The organism is Microaerobacter geothermalis, assembly GCF_021608135.1.
In the GTDB taxonomy this organism is placed as follows: Bacteria; Bacillota; Bacilli; order DSM-22679; family DSM-22679; genus Microaerobacter; species Microaerobacter geothermalis.
Genome location: NZ_JAKIHL010000065.1, coordinates 1 through 7,045 on the forward strand (window position 1 = coordinate 1; position 7,045 = coordinate 7,045).

Annotated in this window: 5 protein-coding genes; all 5 read right to left on the minus strand. The window is 34.3% G+C overall.

From position 1 onward, the window contains the following. Window positions 1-114: 114 nt before the first annotated feature. A complete protein-coding gene (locus L1765_RS15475) occupies window positions 115-1,668 on the minus strand; it encodes a response regulator (RefSeq protein ID WP_236408393.1) in 1,554 nt (517 codons plus the stop codon). Then, complete coding sequence (locus L1765_RS16150; protein ID WP_236408394.1) at window positions 1,669-3,366, minus strand: sensor histidine kinase; 1,698 nt, start codon at window positions 3,364-3,366, stop codon at window positions 1,669-1,671. A 234-nt stretch (window positions 3,367-3,600) separates the two neighbouring features. Continuing rightward, a complete protein-coding gene (locus L1765_RS15485; RefSeq protein WP_236408395.1) occupies window positions 3,601-5,274 on the minus strand; it encodes a glycoside hydrolase family 13 protein in 1,674 nt (557 codons plus the stop codon). Between the two features lie 81 nt (window positions 5,275-5,355). Beyond that, window positions 5,356-6,660, minus strand: a complete 1,305-nt coding sequence (locus L1765_RS15490; RefSeq protein WP_236408396.1) for an ABC transporter substrate-binding protein — start codon at window positions 6,658-6,660, stop codon at window positions 5,356-5,358. A gap of 109 nt (window positions 6,661-6,769) precedes the next feature. Continuing rightward, window positions 6,770-7,045 (minus strand): hypothetical protein (locus L1765_RS15495; protein WP_236408397.1); only part of this gene is annotated, 276 nt, incomplete at its 5' end.

Genomic DNA, 7,045 nt, shown 5'->3' on the forward strand with positions numbered 1-7,045 from the left:
ATACGAAGTTCAGAAGAATACTGCATCATAACTACTGGAAACATTTACAACGATTATCCCGGGCATCCCTATACCCATTTTTATCTGGAAATTGATACCAAGCACTTGACATTTTTAGATCAGTATGACCCGGGAGGGAATTATTTTCATATCAAAATATTTTTCATCTTGATAACCAACCAGGTTAGAAATCTCGCAGATTCGAAGATTGGAATAAGTGAGAAGTTCTTTTGCCTTGTTCATTCGGATATTCACTATATAATCAGTGATATTCACATTATATTCTTGTTTGAATTTACGGGAAATATATTCACGACTAAGATAAAAGCGTTCTGATATATGGTGAAGTTTAATATCTTGCTGGTAATTCTGCTCTAGAAACTGTTTGATTTCATAAATAATATTTTTTTCTTTCTTTTCTTTATGATAAGTGAAAAATAATGTAGTAAATTGTTTGCGCTTTTCTTCCAAATATTTCTCTAAAGATATGCTTCCATGCTCTTCCCAAAAAAAAACTTGCTCATCCTGGATGTCATCTGAATTTATACCTATTTCATCTAACCAATGGACCCTTAATATCTGATATTCCTTCTCCCAAATTTCCAATTGTTCCAAAGAAATATGGTTGTTGTTCTTTAATGCCGTAAACACTTCATTCAGGGTATCCATCAAATGTTTTTCATTGCCGCTAAAAATTGCTAGTCCTATTTCTTGAGAATAATCAAATAGATGAATTAATTTACCAGCCGATAAATCATTTCCATCGAAAATTGGTATCTTTCCACTCATATTGATCAGATTAACCTTGTTTAAAACATTTAAGGCAACCTCATAAGATTGTTGCAAATTTGAAACAACATCTTTATTCCCAATAGCAAACACACATGATAATTCCAATGTATCAAAAACGGACCAATACATTTTTCTTAACAGATAATTGAAGTTGTGCAGCTCTTTCCAAGCGAGAAGAACAATTTCGTCTTCTTTATTCAGGTTGCGAAATGCAATTCCAATATTGTTATTTCGCAAATATTCATTAAAAATGTTGAGTAGAGAAAAATAACACAAGTCCATGTTTCCTTGGTAAATTTTTTTAACCAGTGGATTTAAGTAAACTATTACCACTTGGCATTCCATTTGGCAATTTAGATTAAATTCCTCTTTTATTTTTTTATACAAATAAGCGTGATTGGAAGACTCTCCAAGTAAATGTGTAAATAAATAGTCCAAATAGACATTTTCAACCTCGCTCAATTTCATGCTGTTTTTAAGTTCTATTTTTCGTTCTTCTTCATCTAAGTTCCAGTCATTTACAGCATTTTCTAAAGTTTGATTTAGGATCTTTTCATCAATTGGTTTTAAGATATAATCATAACTGCCGTAATGAATCGCTGTTCTCATAAATTTATAATCATCAAATCCACTGATCACAATAATCTTACTCTCTAAACCCTGCTCTTGAATCCATTGCAAAAGAGCAACGCCATCTTTTCTTGGCATCATCATGTCGGTAAAAATAATCTCTGGACGATGCTTCATGATTAACTCCATTGCTTCTTCTCCATCATTTGCTTCATATATGGTATCAATCCCATACCGATGCCAGTCAGCCAATAGTTGTATTGCTTCACGAACATGGGCTTCATCATCAATAATTATGGCCTTCATTTAATCACCTCCTCTAAAAGCAATTGGTATTCTTATCTCAATACCAAAACCGCCATCCTGATGAGTATAAATATTCATACTTGCTTGATTTCCATAATATAATTTAAGCCTGTGATAAACATTTTTCAGTCCAATACTGTTTCTTTCGATGTTTTTAAATCCATTGTCCTTATGTAACATTTGTTGAAGCATATGAAGTCTGTCTATTGAAACTCCTTTGCCGTTATCCTCTAAAATAATCTGAAATCGTTGATGATCTATTTTTTTGCATATAATCGTCAACTTTCCAACTACCGTGCTATTATCAAATCCATGTTTAAAGTAATTCTCAATTAAGGGTTGAAAGATCATTTTTGGAACAAATGTGGTATAAAGTGTGGAATCAACATCAATATGATAATTAAATTTTTCACCAAACCGTTGCTTTTGAAGGACAAGATAAGACTCAGCATGTTCAATTTCTCTTTTAAGTGTGACCAAATTCTCTTCTATATTCATTCCATATCTCATCATTTGTGTGAGAGAAGTTAATAAAGTATAAACTTGAGCACCTTGATTTTTTAAGGCTAAAGTCCCGATGGATTGTAAAGAGTTATACAAAAAATGCGGGTTAATTTGGGATTGTAAGACTTTAAATTGATTTATTTTATTTTCAATTTCCAAGCGATATTCTTGATCAATTAAATGATTAATTCTTTCGATCATTGACTTAAAATGTTTTCCCAATAATCCAAATTCGTCATTACCCAACGAGTCAAAATTGGTCTCCAGTCTACCAGATTCTATCCTTTTAATATTGTTGATTAGAATTTTAATAGGGGATGTAATTCTAAATGAAACAAATAAAGTTGCTATGATCACGATACCCAGAAAGAAAAGACCAATAAGAATATTAATAATCGCTATATCACGTGCCCCTTTATACAGGCGTTCATAAGGTATTCGCTTTACAATCATCCAATTATCAAAAGGAGCAGAGAATCTGTCATATACAAGAACTCCGGCAAACTGGGAATCTTTCCAATCAAAACTCTGCTGTTTTACCTGATTGGTTTTCATTTGATTGTACCATTTCTCATTGTTAATTCTGCCGATTAAGGATGGATCGGAAGAATATACGACATACCCATCCTGATCCATCAAATAAAAATCTTCTGTTCCTAATGTGAAAAGGCGGCTTCCAATGGATTCTATTTTCTTTAAATCAATATCAATTGATAGAAAACCAAGCAATTGGGAAGAAGGGACCTGTTTTAAACTTTGGTGAAAGCTCACTACATTTACTGAGGGATTTTTAGGAATAAGTGAAAATCCATAATCGCTAATTCTATGGGTAGGTTCAATAGAAAAATATGATTGATTTTCAATCAATCTTTGATAACGCTTTTCTGCTAATCCCTGCTCATTTTTTTTGCTGAGAATATTCCCGTTGTAAACAATTAATTCATCTTTGCTTTGATCAATATAAAGATAAAGTTGTTTAATATCTTTTCGTGTACTATAGAGATTAAAAAGCCCCCTTTTCAGTTCCTGATATCGCTCCAAGTCATCGCCAACTCCAAATTCAAGAATATTCATAAGATTTCTATTTAAGTAAAGAGTTAGGGGAATCTGGGTGATAGTTTGGAAGTAATCAGAGAATTCATACTTTGCTTGATTAATTAGTCTGTAATTTTCACTGATAAACTGATCTTTCACGGACTCCTTTGTATAATAATAAGTAATTGCAATAGACGTACCAAAAGGTATGATCGTTACCAACATAAGAAATAGAATTAATTTATTTCTTATCCTCATTTTATACAAAGGCTAACTCCCCCTCACCTGGCACATATTGATATTTTATTCAATTTAAAACTCTTATTCTCCTCCCTTCATCTGTTAACTTCTCTTTTTTATTTCTTGCTCTCTTTACTCATAACAGTTATCCACTCACTTGAGCCAATAAACACGAGCTTCATATGGTCGCAGTGTAAAAGAATCTATTCTTTCTATATTCTTCACCTGATAATTACTGATCAGTAACTCCACCGATTGATAAGCTATCTTTTCAGGTAATTCAAATGTTGTTGATGTTTCGCTAAAATTTAGAATAATTAGTAACTTTTCTTCGTTATATGTACGAGTATAAGCATAAATTTGTTCGTGATCCTCCAATATAAGATCATAAGTTCCGTAAATAATAATCGGATTCCCTTTTCGAAGTTGAATCAATTTCTTATAATAATAGAAAATAGAATTTTTATCTTTTAATGCTTGCTCTACATTGATTTCTTTATAATTAGGATTTACCCGTAACCATGGAGTTCCATCCGAAAAACCGGCATTTTTGCTATCATTCCACTGCATAGGGGTTCTAGCATTATCCCGACCCTTTTTATATATAAGATTCATTAATGTTTTAACATCTTCAGCCCCATCTTTTACTTTTTCACGGTACCAATTCAGCGTTTCAATATCCTTATAATCATCAATTTTTTCAAATTTAACATTGGTCATGCCGATTTCTTCACCCTGGTAAATAAAAGGAGTTCCTTTCATCATGTGAAGGCATGTTGCAAGCATCTTCGCCGATTCTACTCGATATCTCATATCATTCCCAAATCTTGATACCAAGCGTGGTTGATCATGATTATTTAGATATAGGCTATTCCATCCCCTCCCTTCCAATCCTTTTTGCCATTTTGTCATCACTCGTTTAAAATCTTTCAAATTCAAATCCCGAACATCCCATTTTCCACTAGGTCCTGAATCGAGGTCCATGTGTTCAAATTGGAAAACCATATTTAGTTCATTGCGATCTTCCCCTACATAAAGGACTGCTTCATCGGGTGAAACCCCAGGTGTTTCTCCGACTGTCATGATATCGTAATGTGAAAGTACCCTGCTATTCATCTCTTTTAAAAATTGGTGCACATAAGGTCCGTTTGCAAAATATTGTATCCCGGAAGGGGATTGGGATCCTGATGCATCCCGCAAACCAGGAACTTTGGAAATAAAATTAATCACATCCATTCTGAATCCATCAATCCCTTTATCCAGCCACCATTTCATCATTTTATATATTTCATCACGAACTTTGAGATTTTCCCAATTTAAGTCAGGTTGTTTTTTACTGAATAAATGCAGATAATACTCACCTGTTTTTTCATCATATTCCCAAGCTGAACCGCTGAAAAAGGATTCCCAATTATTTGGTTCCTTCCCATTTTTGCCTCTTCTCCAAATGTAATAGTCACGATATGGGTTATCTTTCGATTTGCGTGATTGAACAAACCATGGATGTTGATCAGAAGTATGATTCACTACAAGATCCATAATCAGCTTTATTCCTCTTTTATGAACTTCAGCAAGAAGTTCTTCCCAATCTTCTATCGTTCCAAATTCATCCATAATATCATAGTAGTCACTTATATCATAGCCATTGTCATCATTGGGCGACTTATAAACGGGAGAAAGCCATATCACATCAACCCCAAGCTCTTTTAAATAATCTAATTTCGCTTGAATTCCTTTTAAATCACCCATTCCATCTCCGTTAGAGTCCATAAAACTTCTTGGATAAATTTGATAAACAACACTTTCTTTCCACCAATGATTTCCCATGATAAAAAACTCCTTTAACCCATATATTACGTTAAGAAAAAACTGGTTTTATATTAACCAGTTTTTTCTTAACTCTTTTAATTATTTCTTTAAATTATCCCAAGCAGACTGTAAATCATCTAAGAATTGTGCCTTCGTCTTTTGACCGCCAACGTAAGCTTGCATAATGGAACCAAATTCATTGATTACCCCATCTGGATATTTGAACCAGTTCCAGGAAAGGGTTTTGTTTTCATTGGAGTATTTAATAATATCATCGGCAAGCGCCCCTAATCCGGCAGCTTCAATGTTATCAAAAGCAGGAATAAACTTAAATTTCTCAACAATGTATTTCTTGCCAACATCTGAGGTTACCATCCAATTTAAGAACTTCTTGGCCTCATCCTTATTCGGTGAATTTTTATTAACAACCCAGTTATTCGGAACACCTACTGGAAGTTTATCCATAGCCTCGGCATCATTATTTATTGGTATTGGCAAGAAGCCCATATTAATATTCGGATTAATTTCCAAGATCATATTGGTCGTCCAATTTCCTTGTTGCATCATAGCAGTCTGACCACTGGCAAATTGAGTAACTTGTGTATTGTAATCCGTTGTTAAAGGATTTTTATTACCATATTTTATGGTTAAATCAAAAAGGTCCATGAATTGTTCGAATTTTTCATTTCCCGGAATTTTTGCTGTTCCGTTATTCAGACCCTGAATAAACTCATCTGGATCGGGTTGATGTGCAAACGGAATATTAAGCAAATGAATACCTAATACCCACCATTCGCCATAACCTACTGAAAAAGGTGTAATTCCCGCTGCATCCAATTGTTTTGCAGCCCTTTCTAACTCATCCAAAGTTTTAGGTAATTTTGTAATTCCTGCTTTGGCAAATAAATCTTTGTTATAGATAAATCCATATCCTTCTAAATTTAGAGGTTGACCATAAAGCTTTCCATCAATGGTCATAGGTACTTTTGCAGACGGATATACATTTTTTACCCAAGGTTGATCGGATAAATCTTCTAGTTTATCTAACCATGTTTGGGCCTCTGCAAATCCTCCGTTATTAAATATATCTGGCTCATTCCCAGACGCAAACTGTGCTTTTAATGCGGCACCATAGTCAGCACCACCACCTACAGTTTGAACATTGACCTTAACATTAAGGTTCTCTTTTTCATATTCCTTCGCTAATTGCTGCAGATCCTCCGCTATTTCAACCTTGAATTGAAAGATGTTTAGGGTAACTTGTTCCTTGTTGTCTACCTTTTCAGCTGGGGCAGGTTTATTAGCTTGATCGCTTTTACTCCCTGAAGTCTCCTTGGATGATGAACAAGCAGACAATAGCACAACGGTTAACAAAATGACGGTTATTAAAGTAAGCCTTTTCATTTTTCGACCCCCTAGAATAATAAATTTTTACCACTATGGATCCGGAACTAAAGATTCACACGTCTGCTTGTCGAGTTCGGCCTAGATGTGATCCATGTCCGCTTCGAGTCTAAAGAACGGAGCCATCAAAAACATCTGGGTATTTCAAAGATGGAGTCAGTTTGACGGCTAATACCCGTTCTGTAGCCTCTCCGCTTAGTACGAACTCGAAGGCTGTCCTTAGAAATTCTTTGATATGAAAATAATTCCCTCCCGGGTCATACTGATCTAAAAATGTCAAGTGCTTGGTATCAATTTCCAGATAAAAATGGGTATAGGGATGCCCGGGATAATCGTTGTAAATGTTTCCAGTAGTTATGATGCAGTATTCTTCTGAACTTCGTAT

What these genes read in the sequence shown, in the direction of transcription:
- L1765_RS15475 (WP_236408393.1), bottom strand. Translation starts at nt 1,668, where the DNA reads ATGAAGGCCATAATTATTGATGATGAAGCCCATGTTCGTGAAGCAATA.
- L1765_RS15485 (WP_236408395.1), bottom strand. Translation starts at nt 5,274, where the DNA reads ATGGGAAATCATTGGTGGAAAGAAAGTGTTGTTTATCAAATTTATCCA.
- L1765_RS15490 (WP_236408396.1), bottom strand. Translation starts at nt 6,660, where the DNA reads ATGAAAAGGCTTACTTTAATAACCGTCATTTTGTTAACCGTTGTGCTA.